13 protein-coding genes are annotated in these 18,058 nt (G+C 35.1%); 8 read left to right on the forward strand and 5 right to left on the reverse strand.

Features of this window, described 5'->3' with window-relative positions:
• The first annotated feature begins 15 nt into the window (after nt 1-15).
• The 8 genes from BUB89_RS10080 to BUB89_RS10115 all read left to right on the forward strand — a co-directional run bounded on the left by BUB89_RS10080 (nt 16) and on the right by BUB89_RS10115 (nt 10,906).
• Complete coding sequence (locus BUB89_RS10080; RefSeq protein WP_073244622.1) at nt 16-798, forward strand: superoxide dismutase; 783 nt, start codon at nt 16-18, stop codon at nt 796-798.
• Between the two features lie 178 nt (nt 799-976).
• Nucleotides 977-2,611 carry an OstA-like protein gene (locus tag BUB89_RS10085; RefSeq protein ID WP_073244624.1) on the forward strand — a complete coding sequence of 545 codons (1,635 nt, stop codon included), beginning with the start codon at nt 977-979 and terminating at the stop codon, nt 2,609-2,611.
• Between the two features lie 125 nt (nt 2,612-2,736).
• The gene (locus tag BUB89_RS10090) at nt 2,737-3,930 is read left to right on the forward strand and encodes an aspartate aminotransferase family protein (protein WP_073244626.1); all 1,194 of its coding nucleotides are present in this window, start codon (nt 2,737-2,739) and stop codon (nt 3,928-3,930) included.
• A 127-nt stretch (nt 3,931-4,057) separates the two neighbouring features.
• On the forward strand, nt 4,058-5,452 hold the full coding sequence (locus BUB89_RS10095; protein ID WP_073244937.1) for a tetratricopeptide repeat protein: 1,395 nt from the start codon (nt 4,058-4,060) through the stop codon (nt 5,450-5,452).
• 2 nt (nt 5,453-5,454) lie between these two features.
• Nucleotides 5,455-6,204 (forward strand): shikimate dehydrogenase family protein, encoded by a 750-nt coding sequence (locus tag BUB89_RS10100; protein WP_073244628.1) that lies wholly within the window; start codon nt 5,455-5,457, stop codon nt 6,202-6,204.
• Between the two features lie 111 nt (nt 6,205-6,315).
• Nucleotides 6,316-7,773: a sialate O-acetylesterase gene (locus BUB89_RS10105; RefSeq protein ID WP_073244630.1), complete on the forward strand. Its 1,458-nt coding sequence runs from the start codon at nt 6,316-6,318 to the stop codon at nt 7,771-7,773.
• A gap of 139 nt (nt 7,774-7,912) precedes the next feature.
• Nucleotides 7,913-8,221 carry a hypothetical protein gene (locus BUB89_RS10110; RefSeq protein ID WP_073244632.1) on the forward strand — a complete coding sequence of 103 codons (309 nt, stop codon included), beginning with the start codon at nt 7,913-7,915 and terminating at the stop codon, nt 8,219-8,221.
• A 162-nt stretch (nt 8,222-8,383) separates the two neighbouring features.
• Nucleotides 8,384-10,906 carry a pectinesterase gene (locus BUB89_RS10115; RefSeq protein WP_073244634.1) on the forward strand — a complete coding sequence of 841 codons (2,523 nt, stop codon included), beginning with the start codon at nt 8,384-8,386 and terminating at the stop codon, nt 10,904-10,906.
• A 71-nt stretch (nt 10,907-10,977) separates the two neighbouring features.
• Here the strand turns inward: BUB89_RS10115 and BUB89_RS10120 are convergent, their stop codons facing one another.
• The 5 genes from BUB89_RS10120 to BUB89_RS10140 all read right to left on the reverse strand — a co-directional run bounded on the left by BUB89_RS10120 (nt 10,978) and on the right by BUB89_RS10140 (nt 17,999).
• Nucleotides 10,978-13,713, reverse strand: a complete 2,736-nt coding sequence (locus tag BUB89_RS10120; RefSeq protein WP_073244636.1) for a DNA gyrase/topoisomerase IV subunit A — start codon at nt 13,711-13,713, stop codon at nt 10,978-10,980.
• 11 nt (nt 13,714-13,724) lie between these two features.
• A complete protein-coding gene (locus BUB89_RS10125) occupies nt 13,725-14,351 on the reverse strand; it encodes a hypothetical protein (RefSeq protein WP_073244638.1) in 627 nt (208 codons plus the stop codon).
• 198 nt (nt 14,352-14,549) lie between these two features.
• Nucleotides 14,550-16,412: a DNA topoisomerase IV subunit B gene (locus BUB89_RS10130; RefSeq protein WP_073244640.1), complete on the reverse strand. Its 1,863-nt coding sequence runs from the start codon at nt 16,410-16,412 to the stop codon at nt 14,550-14,552.
• Nucleotides 16,413-16,514: 102 nt separating this feature from the next.
• On the reverse strand, nt 16,515-17,063 hold the full coding sequence (locus tag BUB89_RS10135) for an NADPH-dependent FMN reductase (protein ID WP_073244642.1): 549 nt from the start codon (nt 17,061-17,063) through the stop codon (nt 16,515-16,517).
• 21 nt (nt 17,064-17,084) lie between these two features.
• A complete protein-coding gene (locus tag BUB89_RS10140) occupies nt 17,085-17,999 on the reverse strand; it encodes a YihY/virulence factor BrkB family protein (RefSeq protein WP_073244644.1) in 915 nt (304 codons plus the stop codon).
• Nucleotides 18,000-18,058 lie beyond the last annotated feature (59 nt).

Genomic DNA, 18,058 nt, shown 5'->3' on the forward strand with positions numbered 1-18,058 from the left:
ATTAGAAGTAATACAATGAAAAAACTTTTTTTTACCATTACATCCCTCTTATTTTTTAGTTTTTTAATTTCTTGTCAGAAGAAAAAACTAATCGAAGTAGTCGAAGTTCCTTTACCAACTGCTCAGGAAAAAGTAACCATCGGTTTTCCTGATGATGTAAAAGCAGCTCCAGGCTCATTTTTATTAGAAAAACTACCTTATCCTTATGACGCTTTAGCACCTACAATTTCTCCGCTTACTTTAGAAATGCATTATTCTAAGCACTACCTGACTTATACTAACAATCTAAACACGGCAATTGCAGGAACTGAATATGAAAACATGACTATCGAAGAGATTTTAGGTAAACTTGATATCAACGATACAGAATTAAGAAACAATGCCGGAGGTTTTTACAACCATTCGCTGTATTGGAAATCAATGGCGCCTAATTCAGGCGGAACTCCTACAGATACTATTGCAGCGATTATAAACAGAGATTTTGGTTCCTTTGAGGATTTTAAAACCGCTTTTAAACAAGAAGCAACAAAACAATTTGGTTCAGCCTGGGTCTGGTTAATTGTAGACAAAGCCGGTAAACTTAAAATTACCAGTTCTCAAAATCAGGACAATCCATTGATGAGAAACGCTGCTGTTCCCGGCACTCCTATTCTGGCTTTGGATCTTTGGGAACATGCTTATTATTTAGGCCATCAATACCGCAGAAGAAGTTATATTGAATCCTTTTTTAATGTGATTAATTGGAAAAAAATAAATGAAAATTACGAAAATACTTTTATCAGAAAGAGGTACTATTAGTTCTTTATTCGAATAACCCAAAAAAAGCTGATGTAAAATATTCATCAGCTTTTTTTAGTTTAAAAATCTAAGCAACTAAGAATTTATACTTCAATACACTACTTTTAAAATCATAAATAAATAGTAATATTTATTGGGATTGTTTCCTTTTTCATAAATTTGACAAAAATATATACCCTTGAACAAATCACTATATTTCATTTTTTATGCTTTGTTTCTACTTACTTATATTAACGTAAGTGCACAAACACCTAAAAAAATAATCATTGAGCATTCTGATTTTGCCGATGTAAATCAGGCCGAAATGCCCGATGCTTTTTTACTAACCGGAAATGTAGTAGTAAATCATGACGGTGTAGTATTAACTTGTAATAAAGCCTATTATTTTCAAAAAGAAAACTACATAAAAGCCTTTGGAAATGTGCAATTAGTACAAGGTGACACCCTTTATTTAAATAGTAAATACGCTGAATATAACGGAAATGTAAAAAAAGCATTTGCAACCGGTGATGCCGTGATGACTTCTCCCGATGCAACTCTTTCTACAGATACTATCAATTTTGACCGGAATGTTCAGGAAGTTTTTTACAATACTAAAGGAACCATTGTAAACAAAGAAAACACGCTGGTAAGTAAATCCGGCAGGTATTTTGTTGCCGAAAAAAAATTCAAGTTTTTAACCGAAGTTGTGGTAACAAACCCCAAATATGTCATCAAATCGAATCATTTAGATTACTATAGCAATTCCGGGCATTCTTATCTTTTTGGACCCTCAACGATAACAAGTGCAGCCAACTTTATTTATACTGAAAAAGGCTTTTATGACTCCAAAAAAAATCTCGCCCATTTTCTTCGGAAATCGTATATTAAATATGACAACCGACTTATAGAAGGTGACAGTTTATATTATGACAGAAATCAGGAATTTGCATCGGCTACGCGAAATGTAAAAATTACCGACTCCATTAACCGAGGTGTTGTAAAAGGCCATTATGCCGAAATTTTCCAAAAGAAAGATTCGATGTATGTAACCAAAAGAGCCGTTGCTGTTAATTTTGTCGAAAATGACTCTGTTTATATTCATGGAAAAAAACTGATGGTGACCGGAAAAGAAGGAAACCGAATTATCAGGGCTTTTAATAATGTTCGTTTTTTCAAAGTTGACATGAGCGGGAAATGTGATTCCATTCATTCAAGTTCTAAAGAAGGTCTCACAAAACTCATAGGAAACCCCATTCTTTGGAACGGTGAAAGCCAGATAACCGGAGATATCATGCATCTTATTGGAGATAATAAAACACAAAAACTAGACTCGCTCAAAGTACTCAACAATACCTTTATTATTTCTAAGGATACGCTGGGAACGGGTTACAATCAAATAAAAGGTTTAAATCTGTACGGCAAATTCCTCGAGGGAAAACTCCACGATGTTGATATTGTTAAGAATGCCGAAGTTATTTATTATATGCGAAATGACGATCAGGAACTCATTGGTATCAATAAAAATGTAAGTAGTAAAATCAATATTCTTTTTGACAAAAATACCATTGAAACAATCACTTTTTTCCAACAGGTTGATGGTGATATTTTCCCCGAAGACGAACTGGATGAACATGACAGGAAATTCAGAGGATTTAAATGGCGTGGCGACGAAAGAATAAAATCCAAAGACGATATTTTTCCTGAGGAAGAAAATCAATACAATGATAAGATGATTGAAGAAGCTAAAAAAGATGCTGCGAAGGAAAATGTCCCAATGGAAATCAGAAAAGAAACTTTAGATTACGATAAAAAGAAGAAGAAAAAGAAGTAAGCACTGCTTAAAAGTTAGAAGTTAGACTTTAGAAGGCAGACTTGGCAAGTGAATACAACATTAATAATTAAATAAAACTCCGTGACTTTGCGAAAATCTTTGCGAACTTTGCGGTAAAAGTAAACGTGAATAACGACTTTATAAAATACCAGGCACAAACTTCTCCATACCCGTTAGGAATGGAAGTTTCTCATGCCATAGGCTCTTATATCTACGATACTAATAATGAAAAATACCTTGATTTTGTTGCCGGCGTTTCGGCATGTACGTTAGGACATCAGCATCCGGGAGTCAATCAGGCCATAAAAGACCAGTTAGATAAATATTCGCATGTGATGGTTTATGGGGAATATTCACAAAGTCCGGCGGTGGAATATTGCAAACTCATGGCTTCACTCCTTCCCGCTCCTTTAGAAAAAACGTATTTAGTCAATTCAGGAACCGAGGCAATTGAAGGTTCTTTAAAATTAGCGCGAAGAGTTACCGGCAGAAGCCAGTTAATTTCCTGCCACAACGCTTATCACGGTAATACTATGGGCTCCATGAGTGTGATGGGATTTGAAGAGCGCAAACAAGCTTTTCGCCCCTTAATTCCTGATGTTGATTTTATTACTTTTAATAACGAAGCCGATTTAGAAAAAATAACGACTAAAACTGCGGGTATTTTACTCGAAACCATTCAGGGTGGCGCTGGATTTATACAACCCCATAATGATTTCCTTAAAAAAGTCCGTGCCCGTTGTACTGAAGTTGGTGCAATGATGATTCTGGACGAAATTCAGCCCGGTTTTGGGAGAACAGGGAAATTATTTGGATTCCAAAATTACGATGTTGTTCCTGATATTGTGGTCATGGGAAAAGGAATGGGTGGCGGAATGCCCGTAGGTGCTTTTACAGCATCATCGGCTATGATGGATTTATTAACTGAAAATCCAAAATTAGGACACATAACGACCTTTGGCGGGCATCCTGTCATTGCGGCAGCCTGTCTGGCTACTTTGAAGGAATTGACCCAAACTAACCTCATGCAGCAAACTTTAGAAAAAGAAAAGCTCTTCAGGTCACTTTTGGTACACCCTTTGATAAAGGAAATTAGAGGAAAAGGATTGATGCTTGCTGCAATGACAGCAGATGCAACGATCACAAATGAAGTTATTTTAAAATGTCAGGACAAGGGACTTATATTATTCTGGCTCCTATTTGAAGGATGCGCCATCAGAATTACACCTCCTTTAACCATTTCTAACGAAGAAATACGTGAAGGATGTGCCATAATACTTGAAGTTATGAACGAAATAATGGCTTCACAAAAAAAATAAATACAACACTACAATTAACTTAATTCCTTTTGTTAATTAAATTGTTCACAATAATTCATTTTTTTCTTCAAAAATAACATTAAGGATGCCTAACTTTAAGCTAGGCCAAATTCTAAAAACAGAAAGTATGCAACTAAGCAACGAAGAAGAAGATTATAACTTATCTCTATCTAAATTTGAGTCCATGTTGAAAACCAACAAAGTACTCTTTTTTGACTCTGAAGAATTTGAAGAAATCATACTTCATTATCTCGATATAGGTAAGGCCGCTTTAGCAAAAAAAGCGCTTAAATTAGCATTAGACCAACACCCTAAGTCTACTGGCTTAAAGCTTGTTCAGGTTGAAATGCTGGTTTATGACAACAAATTGGATATAGCTGAGAAATTACTCAACGAGCTATATGCCATTGAACCGAACAATGAAGAAATTTACATTCAAAAGGCTAACATCTACTCTAAAAGAGACCAGCATGAAAAAGCTGTTGAATTACTGAAAATTGCTTTACAATACACTGATGATTATGCCGATGTGTATAATTTAATAGGTATGGAGTATCTTTTTATGGATAATCTTGAGTTAGCTAAAGAGAGTTTTATCAAATGTCTGGAAGAAGATATTGAAGATCAGTCTGCTTTATACAATGTAGTGTACTGCTTTGAGTTTTTAGATCAAAACGAAGAAGCCATTAGCTATCTGGATAATTATATTGATAAAAATCCTTATAGCGAAATTGCCTGGCATCAAAAAGGGCGCTTGCATTACGGACTTAAAGATTATGAAAATGCCATTCGTGCCTTTGATTATGCGACACTCATAGACGATGAATTCTTAGGTGCTTTTATGGAAAAAGCCAAAGCTTTAGAGCGTTTGGAAAAATACAATGAAGCCATCGAAAGCTATAACAGAACGATTGAATTAGACGATGCCACTTCGTATGCCTTGCTTCGAATTGGTAAATGTTATGAAAAATTAGGAAATAAAGTATTAGCACTTAAATTTTATAATGAAACAGTACATGAAGATCCACTGCTGGATAAAGGATGGATTGCTATTACTGATTTCTATTTGCGTGAGCAAAATTACCAAAAAGCACTTTTTTATGTCAATAAAGCGTTAGCAATTGACAATCAAAATCGTTTGTACTGGAAAAGATATGCTAATATCAACAAGCAGATGAACTTTTTTGAAGAAGCTGAATTTGGTTTCAGAAAAGCAGTTGAATTTGGTGATACCGAACTGGATACCTGGTTATTCTGGGTAGATATCTTGCAGTTTTTAGGCGAATTCGAAAGTGCTATTCATACTTTATTGCAGGCTGCCGATTATTTCCCGGAAGAAAATGAAATAGAATACCGTTTAGCGGGTCTTTATTTTATGATTCAGGACAACAGAAAAGCCAAATTCCATTTAAGTAATGCACTTCGATTGAATTTTGATAATTATATCCTGATTGAAGATTTATTTCCTGTAGTCTGGGCAAAAAAGATGGTGCAAAATTATATCGAAAAACATAAAAAATAATAATGACCCACAATTCAAGAAAACGCTTCGGTTTACTGGGGCGTAATATCAGTTATTCCTTTTCTAAAGGCCATTTTACAACTAAATTCGAAAAAGAAAAATACCAGGGATATACCTACGAAAATTTTGATATTCAGGAAATCTCAGCATTTCCTGAAATCATTAAAAACACAGAACATTTAAAAGGCTTGAATGTTACTATTCCGTATAAAGAAGAAGTCATTCCGTTTTTAGACAAATTATCTAAGAAAGCAACTAAAATTGGTGCTGTAAATACCATTAAAATCACTAAAAAAGGAAAGCTGAAAGGCTACAACACCGACTATTTTGGTTTTTTAAAATCTTTAAAACCGCTGTTACAACCGCATCATAAAAAAGCATTGATTCTGGGAACAGGTGGTGCTTCTAAAGGGGTTGCTTTTGCATTAGAGGAATTAGGAATAGGATATACTTTCGTTTCCAGAAATGCATCTGAAAAAGCGATTGATTACAGTCAGCTCAATGCGGATACATTTCAGGAGTACCAAATTATTATAAACTCTACTCCTATTGGCACAAGCCCTAATATCGAAGCCTGTCCTGATATTCCTTATGCTTTTTTTACAGAAAAACACATCGCTTACGATTTAATTTACAATCCGGCTGAAACCCAATTTCTAAAAAATGCCAAAGAAAAAGGAGCTCAGATAAAAAATGGCTTGGATATGCTTATTTTTCAGGCCGAAAAGGCTTGGGAAATTTGGAACAAATAAAGACATTTCCTTCCGTTTCTATTCGTTTCAATACGATAGCAACTAATAATCCTTATCCACGAAGTTCCTGAAAAAAAAGGGCTTCGTGGATTTTTTTTAAAATACAACACAATGAAAAAACAACTCCTTCTATTTTTAAGCGCATTCTTTATTATTACATCCAGTCTTTTTGCCCAAATAACACTCCCTAAAATTCTGGGACACAATATGGTTTTGCAGCGGGATAAAAAAGTAGCTATTTGGGGAACTGCCACTGCGGGCGAAAAAATAACAGTCGCTTTTTCTAAGCAAATTAAAACTGCTGTTACAGACAATTCCGGAAACTGGTTAGTGTATTTAAACCCACTAACAGCTTCCTTCACACCACGCGAAATGACTATTAAAGGTAAAAACACCATTGTGTTAAAAAACATTCTGGTAGGCGAAGTATGGCTTTGTTCAGGACAGTCTAACATGGAGTTTGCCATGCGTAAATACAGCAAATATGATTCACTGGCAAAAGGATACAAACCGCCTGTTGACGATTTAAATACTGCTGATAATCCTAATATCCGTATTTTTCTTGATCGGCGAAAATACATGGAACCAAGTCCGGAACATTTGGGTTGGGATAGCGCCATGGGACGACCATTAGTTGATTTTTCGGCTGTTGGTTATTATTTTGCTAAAGATTTGTATGCCAAATTAAAAGTACCCATCGGAATGATATCCGCAGCAGTGCCCGGAAGCCGCATTGAACCCTGGATTCAGGCATCAAAATTAGAAATAGAGTCCCAGCTAAAAAACGGCCAGATTCTGGACAAACTTAGCAGCGACGGCGGCGATCCCGGAAAATTTTATGATACCATGATTCAGCCGTTAATTCCGTATACTTTCAAAGGATTTTTATGGTATCAGGGAGAGTCAAATTGTTTTCTAAATGAAGATATTCGGTATGCCTATAAGTTTAAAACATTAATTGAAAGTTGGCGTAGTGACTGGAAAGATAAAAAACTTCCTTTTTACTTTGTACAAATAGCTCCCTACATTTATTCTGAAGCAAAAGATGCTCGCACTCATACCACTGAAAATCTTCCTGAATTTTGGGAATCACAGGCACTGGTATTAAATTTACAAAATACAGCCATGGTTACCATTACCGATTTAGTTGAAAAAACCACCGATTTACATCCGGGAAACAAATGGAAAATAGGGCATCGATTGAGTCTTGTTTCTTTAAATAAAGCGTACGGACAAAAAAATGTCGTTTGTTCAGGTCCCGTTTACCAAAAAATGAAAACTATTGACAATACTATTGAAATCACTTTTTCTAACACTGGTAGCGGCTTAGCCTCTCGTGATAAAAAAGCACTTAGCTGGTTTACTATTGCAGGAGCCGACAAGGAATTTGTTCCGGCAAAAGCAATTATAGAAGGTGATAAAGTTATTGTTTCGGCTGCCGGAGTTCAACATCCGTATTATGTGCGATTTGGCTGGCATGAAACCGCTCAATCTAATTTTATAAACAAAGAAGGACTTCCTGCCGTTCCTTTCAGAACTGATAATCCGTGGGAGAAACTCTTTAAATAAAACAGTCTGCAATTTTTTTATCAGAAACACATGCGAATACTAAAACAATCCAGGACTAAAATGTAACACACATACAGCAAACGCTTTATAACTTTACTTATACTCAAAAATATTCAAAGTATAATTAAAAATAAAAGCCATGGAAAATTCTGAATACAAAAAAGATGGAACGGAAAATGAAATCGAAAGAAAATTAAATGAATTAGATTATCCTGCCAATGAAGACATTTACAATCAGGAAGAGAAAGTAAAAAATATCAATTTAAATACTATCAATACTGAAAATGGGATTGATCTCGAAGCGAACGAAAACAGTTTAAACATCGAGAAAGACAATAAACCCGGAGATAATCTGGACGTTCCGGGTAGTGAACTTGATGACGCTCAGGAAGAAATTGGATCAGAAGACGAAGAAAACAATTATTACAGTCAAGGTGATAATCAATAAAACAGACTATTACCTTTTTTAAGTCCTGCTTTGGCGGGACTTTTTTGTTCAGTAATTGAAAGCAATTTATGGTTTACTAAAAATCTACTATATTTACGATTAGCCAGACAGCATTAAAACAGCTATACTGTTTGCATTTAATTCCTAAAAGAAATACGGATTATGAAAAAAACTGTTTTTTGTACTTTTTTGCTACTATTTTTCCTGATAGTAAAGGGACAGGAAAAAATTACATACCAATCTCTTGATAGTAAAAACCCAATTAAATTTAACGGAAAGTCGATTGTTTATAAAGGAAAAACTATTGAATTGGGTCCAAAATCTTTTTTCATAGACCGAGAATTAACAGATGCTCAAACAGCCAGATATCCTTATGTTTATAATTCGGTTAACGAAGCTGTTAAGCATCTCACTGATGGAAATGAGACGGAACCAATGACATTATTTATAGCTCCGAATGTATACTGGATTGACAATCCGGATGATCCCGAAATTAGAAAACCCGAAGACAATGGCAGTGTTCCTTATGGATTAATTATAAAATGCGAATGGCTAAAATTCTATGGTCTTACTGATAATCCTGAAAACGTAGTACTGGCAGCTAATCGGGGACAAACCATTGGTGCTGTTGGTAATTTTACGTTATTTAAATTTTCCGGACAAGGTACCAGTTCTGAAAATATTACTTTTGGGAATTACTGTAATGTAGATTTAAACTTTCCTTTAAAACCAGCATTAAACAGAACAAAACGGGCTTCGGCAATTGTTCAGGCACAGTTGATTCATTGTGATGGGGACAAAATTGTAGCTCGCAACACCCGCTTTATCAGTCGGCTTAACCTTTGTCCGTTTGTGGGCGGTAAAAGAGTCCTTTTTGACCGCTGCCATTTTGAATCTACTGACGATGCACTGTGCGGAACCGCTGTTTATCTCAACTGCACGCTGGATTTTTATAGCTCCAAACCTTTTTACTGGACGCGCGGTACAGGAGCTGTTTTTCTTAATTGTGACATAAAATCATTTACTTCAGGAAATCAGTTTTTCACAAAAGCCAATGGACAAGTTGCTGTTATTGACACTCGTTTTTCGGCAGAAAATACTATTTATTTGGGATGGAACGATAATATTCCTAAAGAAACCCGGAATTATCAATATCAAGTAAGCCTCAATAACAATCCGGTTTTTATCGAAAAAAAGAATCCCGCCTCTACTGTAGACATGAGTAATCTTGCTGTTCTTGATGCGTATCGTTTTAATTTTAACGGAAAAACCATTTACAATACTTATAACCTTTTAGCAGCTGATGATAACTGGGATCCCATGCAGCTAAAAAATACCGTTTTGGCTGCTGAAAAAGAAAATCAGAAAAAATACACGCAGCTTCCAACCCAACTACTAATTAGTTCGTCCCAAAATGCTATAGAAACCAACAAAGATAAAGCGGTCTTAAAAGCAACCGTAAACCGTTTTGGCAATTATGAATTAAAAGGAGAAAAAATAATCTGGTCTTTGGAAGACAAAGACACAACCTTTGTAAGTTTGAAACCAAATAAGGATGGAAGCGAATGCGAAGTGATTCCTAATAATTCTAAGAACGAAGTACAAACGATACTTATAACTGCAAAAACGGCTTCCGGTTTAGAAGCGGCTACTGTGATTGATGTGGCTCCGCCAAAACTAGCCAGCCCCTCATTTGCAAAAGCACCACAACTTTCGAAAATAAATAACGGAATAATTACTTTGAAATACCAGATTGACAGTTCTTTTAAAGATGAATCTCAGGTAAACTGGTACCGCTGTTCAGATAGTACAGGAAAAAATGCTATTGAAATTTTGGTTTCAAGAGATAATGTCCCGCTTGTAAGCTATCCGCTTACTATAAATGACACAGGATATTACATTATGGCTTCGGTGGCTCCAAAACACATCCGGAGTGATGCCGGAAAAGCTTTCACTGTAATTACACCAAAACCCATTTCGAGCCGGGATATTACTGCTGACAGCAATATTCTTTCCACTGATTTCAAAAACAGTTCGACTAAAAACCAACTCGCCATTATTCCGGGATTTTGGACATTTGCTCCATTGGAACAAGAAAAAAATGGTACTCCTTCGAATCTTAAAGATGTTTGGTATTATGGCGAAGGGATTGATGGTGCCAATAATAAACGTGGCCTTTTACAAACAGGACGCACCGGAAAACTGCTTTATACCGCAGCTAAAAGAGACTATACTGATATGAAACTTATTCTGGACGTAACGCCTTTTAAAACTGCCGGTCAAGGCTTTAGTGTCGCGCATATGTACATGGATGTACTGATAAAGTACAATCCGGAAACCCAAAGTGGTTATGGGCTGCGTTTGATTAGAACCACAAAGCACCACGATGCCGTAGATTGTATTTTATTAGAATATAAAAATGGAGTTGCTACTGAAATAAGCAAAGCCGTAACCACCAATGCTTTTAACGGAGATTGTACCATTACTATGGAAATAAAAGCGAATCAATTCATGGCAAAAGTATCCAACAGCAGTTCGACTGTGAAAAAAGCAACTACTGACGGGGTTTATCCAGAAGCTATGTTAGATGCAATTATTCAGCCTGGTGTTTCAGGGAATTTTGGAATTCTTTATAACGGTGGTTCTCCAACAATGATTAATGAAATCCATGCAGAATGGAAATAATATTGTATAAAAATACCCCAAAATAGTATCTGACTTTTTTGGGGTATTATATTTTTTTAAATCACTTATTTTTATTCTAAAACAAGCCCTATCTGACCATCGTCTTCCAGTTGAATACTAGTATCATCAGCGTTCAACTCTCCTCTTACTTCTAATTCCTCGGGAATTATTTCCTCAGGAGCTTCATAAGGTAACGGTTCCAGATTATTCACCTGTTTTATTTTATCCGTAGTCAATTGATTACCAAGCGCTTTAAAGCCTTTTACAGCGATAAAATTTTCTACATCTATTGTAATACTTTCTTTTTGAACTCCTTTGATTTTTGAGAATACCAATTCCACCACCGGACGATAATCTGTAGAGACTAATTCCAGTTGTGATTTTGGATGTTCGGTGATAAAAATATCTTCTTTATTTTCTGTTTCCACTAAGAAACGCTTCAGATAATAACGTTCTTTTTCGCCGTCAAAATAAATTGCAGAAATTGGTTTTTTAGGAATCCATTTTTCTAAAACAATCATATCAGGTTCAAAATGAGTGGATAGTTCCGGAATAACAACTTTTAATTTTCCGGTTTGCTGAACAATTAAAATTTTATCATTTGGTCTGAATTCACCCAATAGCTCCCCTCTTCCATCTACATTTAATCGTTGAACGGTATCATCATACCAAATTTTTCTTGGTAATAAAGTCGAAATTCCTTTTTCTTTAATTTCGATTTTTTTAATTGGATGCTTACTGGCTAAGTTCCCTTTAGAAGCACGCCCTTTAATAGCTAAATTAGCGAAATCAATATCAAATTTTAATTTTTTAATGCTGCTTATCTGGCGTAAAATAACCGTAATTACCTCAGCTTCACCATTTGGATTACAAGTAAAATACAATACTTGTGAACCTTTTGTCCCATTAGTTAAATCATATAATTTATCTCTGGTGACTCCTGAAACATTAAATCGCTTGATATAAGAAGGTCCTGATTTTCCATCGCGATACACCATATTATAAATAGTACGTTTATCACTTTTGTCAAAAACAGCAATATGGATAATATCTTTCCCCACAAAAGTTTTAGCATCTACTTTAGTTACCATCATATTTCCATCGCGAAGAAAAACAATCACATCATCAATATCCGAACAATCGGCAACATACTCGTCTTTTTTCAGGCTCGTTCCCACAAAACCTTCTGCGCGATCTACATATAACTTCGTATTCCTTAAAACTACTTTAGTGGCTTCGATATCATCAAAAATGCGTAATTCGGTCTGGCGTTCACGACCTTTTCCGTATTTCTCTTTTAATTTGGTAAAATAAGCAATCGCAAAATCAGTCAGATGTTCGAGATTATGTTCTACTTCTCTCATTTCATCTTCTAATCTGGCGATAAAATCATCTGCTTTATCAGAATCAAAACGCGTGATACGAATCATCGGAATTTGCGTCAAACGCTGTAAATCGTCATCATTAATTGCTCTGACAAATGATTTCGAGAAAGGTTCAAATCGATCGTACATGTATTTAAACAAAGCTTCTTTGTCTGAATACAATTTGAAATCAATGTACATTTCTTCCCGAATGAAGATTTTCTCTAAAGTAGCAAAATGCCATTTATTTTTTAACTCTTCTAATTGAATTTCTAATTCCTGTCGCAATAAATCGACCGTTCTGTGAGTTGAAATTTTCAACATTGCCGAAACCCCTATAAACAAAGGCTTGTTGTCCTCAATTACACAACCTAAAGGTGCTACCGAAGTTTCACAAGCCGTAAAGGCAAACAGCGCATCAATGGTTTTATCCGGAGAAACGCCAGGATACAGGTGAATTAAAATTTCGACCTCAGCAGCGGTATTGTCTTCAATTTTCTTGATTTTGATTTTCCCTTTTTCATTAGCTTTCAAAATACTGTCTATCAAAGTAGTCGTATTTGTTGAAAAAGGAATTTGAGTAATCGCTAAGGTATTTTTGTCTATTTGCGCAATTTTGGCACGCACACGTACACGACCACCACGCATTCCGTCATTATAATTGGACACATCAGCAATACCGGCAGTCATGAAATCAGGATATAGCGTAAACGGTTTTCCTTTAAGTATTTTAATCGATGCATCAATTAATTCATTGAAATTGTGCGGTAACACTTTAGTAGAAAGTCCCACAGCAATTCCTTCAGCTCCTTGTGCTAAAAGCAACGGAAACTTCACCGGAAGATTGTTCGGTTCTGCCCGACGACCATCATAGGAAACACCCCAATCGGTAATTTTAGGCGAATATAAAACCTCCAAAGCAAACTTAGATAAACGCGCCTCAATATAACGGGAAGCCGCAGCACCATCTCCAGTAAGGATATTTCCCCAGTTCCCCTGACAATCGATTAATAAGTCTTTTTGACCTATTTGCACCATCGCATCACCAATACTCGCATCTCCGTGAGGATGATACTGCATGGTATGTCCTACAACATTAGCCACCTTATTGTAACGTCCATCATCTAATTCTTTTAACGAATGCATAATTCGGCGTTGAACAGGTTTAAATCCGTCCTCAATAGCCGGAACAGCACGCTCCAAAATTACATAAGAAGCATAATCCAGAAACCAGTCTTTGTACATACCGGTAACTTTAGTAATCGTGTCACTGCCATCTCCTTCTTCATCATGATTATAAAAATGCTCTCCTTCAAAAGAATTTGCATTTACTTCAATAATTTCTTCGCTCTCTTCTCCCTCCTGATTCGCATCAATAGGATTCTCTTCTGAATTATTTTCTTCGTTATCAGGAATGATGTTATCGTCTTCTTCGTCTTTCATTTATGCTGAATTTATTTCAGTTTCTTTTTACTTCTTTTTAAACTATCAATAATTGAATATTCTTTTCCTAGTTGATCATCTTCGACAAAAAGCTTAATCCCGAATTTTTTAAATAATTCTCCCATGTCTGAATAACAATATTTTTGAAATCCATCTAAATTAGGTGAAATTCTAGACCCCGCACAATTTAAGCAAAACTCATTATAACCTATAATTCTATCTTTCGAATCTCTAAATATAATCATATGTCTTGGCATATAACAAGCCGAAGAAATTTCTTCAGGAATACAAGTATCACAAACTATTAAATTTATAAGTTCTTTTTCTTGAGTTTTATTCAAAACAACCCTCTCTTGAACCATGGTAGAATCAAAAGTAAGTTTAAAATCATCTACTAAGATTTTATTAATTGGTTGTTCGCCTTTGTATTTTATTGTATCCCAAGAGATTCTATCATAATAAGAAATTAATTCAATTCTTGAAAAATTCTTTATAGAAAAATCTCTTTGTTTAATTATTTTACTAACTGATCTAGCAATCGGAATACCTTCTGTCACAGATGAAGTTGAACTCTTAGTTTTCTCCTTTTTACAAGAAACTAAAGCTATAATAACAATCAAAAATATTATTCTCTTCATTTATTACAAATAGTAGTTTACGTGAGTTTGAAAACAGAAAATAATTTTTAAAAATTCAATTCCGCGACACTGTTGCGGAATTCTTTAATTCCAAAATCGTAGACAGTATCGACGAAATTGAATAGGTTTGATAAAATTTCCTCATTCTGTCAAGATTTTCAACAGAAAACCCTTTCCCTAACTCCTTTTTAATAATCATTAAGCTTCCTCCAGAGTATCCAATTCTACTTTTAAATTCTTGATGATAAATTCTTGTCGGTCCGGTGTGTTTTTTCCCATATAAAAAGACAACAATTGTTCTACCGAGGTATTTTTATCCATCATCACCGGATCCAGTCGAATGTCTTCACCAATAAAAAACTGAAACTCATTAGGCGAAATCTCTCCCAAACCTTTAAATCGGGTGATTTCCGGTTTCGGTTTTAATTTTTCAATGGCTGCTTTTCGTTCTTCTTCTGAATAACAATAGATAGTTTCTTTTTTATTTCGAACTCTAAACAAAGGCGTTTGCAGAATATACAAATGTCCTTCCTTGATGAGTTCCGGAAAAAATTGCAGGAAAAAAGTAATCAGCAATAATCGAATGTGCATTCCGTCAACATCGGCATCGGTTGCAATTACAATGTTGTTGTAACGCAGGTTTTCCATGTCGTCTTCGATATCTAATGCCGCTTGTAACAAGTTAAATTCTTCGTTTTCATAAACAATTTTCTTGCTCATCCCGTAAGAATTCAATGGTTTACCACGCAAACTAAAAACAGCCTGTGTATTCACATCACGTGATTTAGTAATAGAACCCGAAGCCGAATCTCCCTCGGTTATAAAAAGAGTACTTTCCAGATATCGCGGATTTTTAACATCCGGTAAATGCACGCGGCAATCCCGTAGTTTTTTATTGTGTAAACTCGCCTTTTTAGCTCTGTCTTTGGCTAATTTTCGAATACCTGAAAGCTCTTTACGCTCTCTTTCGGCCTGAAGAATTTTGCGCAAAAGCAAATCAGCCGTTTCCGGATTTTTATGTAAATAGTTGTCTAAATTATTTTTGACAAAATCATTGACAAAAGTTCGTACCGATGGCATTCCGGGTTCAGAACCCATATCTGTAGAACCTAATTTTGTCTTAGTCTGTGATTCGAAAACAGGTTCCATCACCTTTACACTTACGGCACTGACAATGGATTTTCGAATATCTGAAGGTTCAAAACCTTTATTATAAAATTCCCTGATGGTTTTTACAATTGCTTCTCTAAAGGCTACCAGGTGTGTTCCTCCCTGAGTTGTATTTTGTCCGTTTACAAAAGAATGGTATTCTTCACTGTATTGGGATTTGCTATGCGTCAGCGCGATTTCGATATCATCTCCTTTTAAATGAATAATAGGATAAACCATATCTTCGATAGCAATATTTTCATCTAATAAATCTTTTAATCCATTATCCGAAAAATATTTTTCACCGTTATAAATTATCGTTAATCCTGCATTCAGGTAGCAATAATTTTTCAGCATTTTTACCACATATTCATTACGGAACTTGTAGTTTTTAAAAATAGCTTCATCAGGTGTAAAGGTAACTTTGGTTCCTTTTCGTTTTGTAGTATCAATAACATCTTCTTCCAGAACTAAATTTCCGGCAGAAAATTCGGCTGCTTTTTGCTTGTCTTCTCTAACTGATTCTACACGAAAATAATTAGACAAAGCATTCACCGCCTTAGTACCTACCCCATTCAAACCTACCGATTTCTTAAATGCCAGAGAATCATATTTTCCTCCGGTATTCATTTTAGAAACCACATCTACTACTTTTCCCAGCGGAATTCCACGACCATAATCCCTTACAGCCACCGTTTTATCTTTAATGGATACTTCAATCGTTTTACCGGCACCCATTACAAATTCGTCGATACAGTTATCGAGAACTTCTTTTAATAAAATATAGATACCATCATCCGGAGACGAACCGTCACCTAATTTCCCAATATACATACCCGGACGCATACGAATATGCTCTTTCCAGTCGAGTGACCGAATATTATCTTCGGTATATTTACTTTGATCTGACATTAAATTTTGTGGATTTTCTGCTAATATAGCATATCTAACCCTATTTTAAAAGGGCTTGCCGCCAAAGTTATCAATAATGATATTGACAATGGAATAGAATTTTTACAGATTACTATTTTTAAAATTAAGCTGGATACTTTCGACTATTTTTTTCAATTGATAATCCATTTCTGAATTAGAAATTTTCCCTGTTTCAACATCAAAATTATCGTTAAATAACGGCAATGAAAAAGTAGCTTTAATATCGGCTCCGTATCTTGGAAATGCATTCGTTGCTATTTCTAATACCGAACTACCTCCTCTTCCTCCTGGCGAAGTTGCCATTAAAAGCATAGGCTTTTCCTGAAACACTTTGACCGAAATTCTGGAACACCAGTCAAAAAGATTCTTGAAAGCTGCCGAATAATTCCCATTGTTTTCCGCTAATGAAACTACTAAAAAATCAGCATTTGTTATTTTATCCAAAAAGGATTTGGCTAAATCATGCTGACCAATTTCTTTTTCAATATCTACACTAAAAACCGGCATTTGAAAGTTATTTAAATCCAATACTTCCACTGTGGCATCTTTAAACAAACCTGCAGCATAAGTAGCCAGTTTTTTATTTATCGAATTTTTACTTGGGCTTGCGCCAAAAGCGACTATTTTCATAATTATATGTATTGAATATTTTTACTCTTTTTCCTCAAAAATTTCTTTTTTTATTTTAACTGAATACGCATTTGGAGTAATTGCTCCTCCATAAGATTTGGCATAAACTTTAGTAAATTCAGCTCCAAAATACAAAATTATAGCCGAATAATAGACCCAGACTAATATTATAATAACAGATCCTGCTGCTCCATAAACACTACCAATAGTTGAATTCCCTAGATAAAATCCTATTGCAAATTTACCTACCATAAAAAGAACGGCAGTTGAAGAAGCACCAATAAAAGCATCTTTCCATTTTATGATTCCATCAGGAAGGGTCCTGAAAATAATTGCAAAAAGCAACGTGATACTCGCAAAAACAATTACTAAATTAATCACATAAAAAAGATAGATGGTACTCTCAGGTAAGTAAAGCTTTAATCTGGCATTTAAAACATCTAAAGTAGCATTTAAAATCAAACTTACAAGCATTAAAAAACCTACAGAGACAATCATCGAGAATGACATAAGCCGGTTTTGAATGAATTTTTTCAAACCTTTATCTGGCTTGGCTTTTAATCCCCAAATAAAATTTATAGAACTTTGTATTTCGGCAAAAACACCGGATGCACCTATGAGCAGCATCACTACCCCAAAGATGCTGACAAAAATATTACTATCTGCTAATTGTACGTTTTTTATAGCTTCCTGAATCTGGATTGCAGCGTCATCACCTACCATTCTGTTTATTTGTCCATAAAGCTGTCCCGTAACTGCTTCTTCTCCAAAAAAGAAACCACATATTGTTATAATTATTATCAACAAAGGCGGTAATGCAAATATGGTGTAATAGGATAATGCGGCACTTAATTTAATGGCATTATCATCTATAAATTCTAAAAAAGTATCTTTTAGTAAGTTCCATGATTTTGAAAATGTATTTTGACTTTTCACGTGACTGTTTTTTAATTATCCTTCCAAATTTAAGCAATAATTAAAAAAACATATTTCGA

The organism is Flavobacterium flevense (assembly GCF_900142775.1).
Lineage (GTDB): Bacteria > Bacteroidota > Bacteroidia > Flavobacteriales > Flavobacteriaceae > Flavobacterium > Flavobacterium flevense.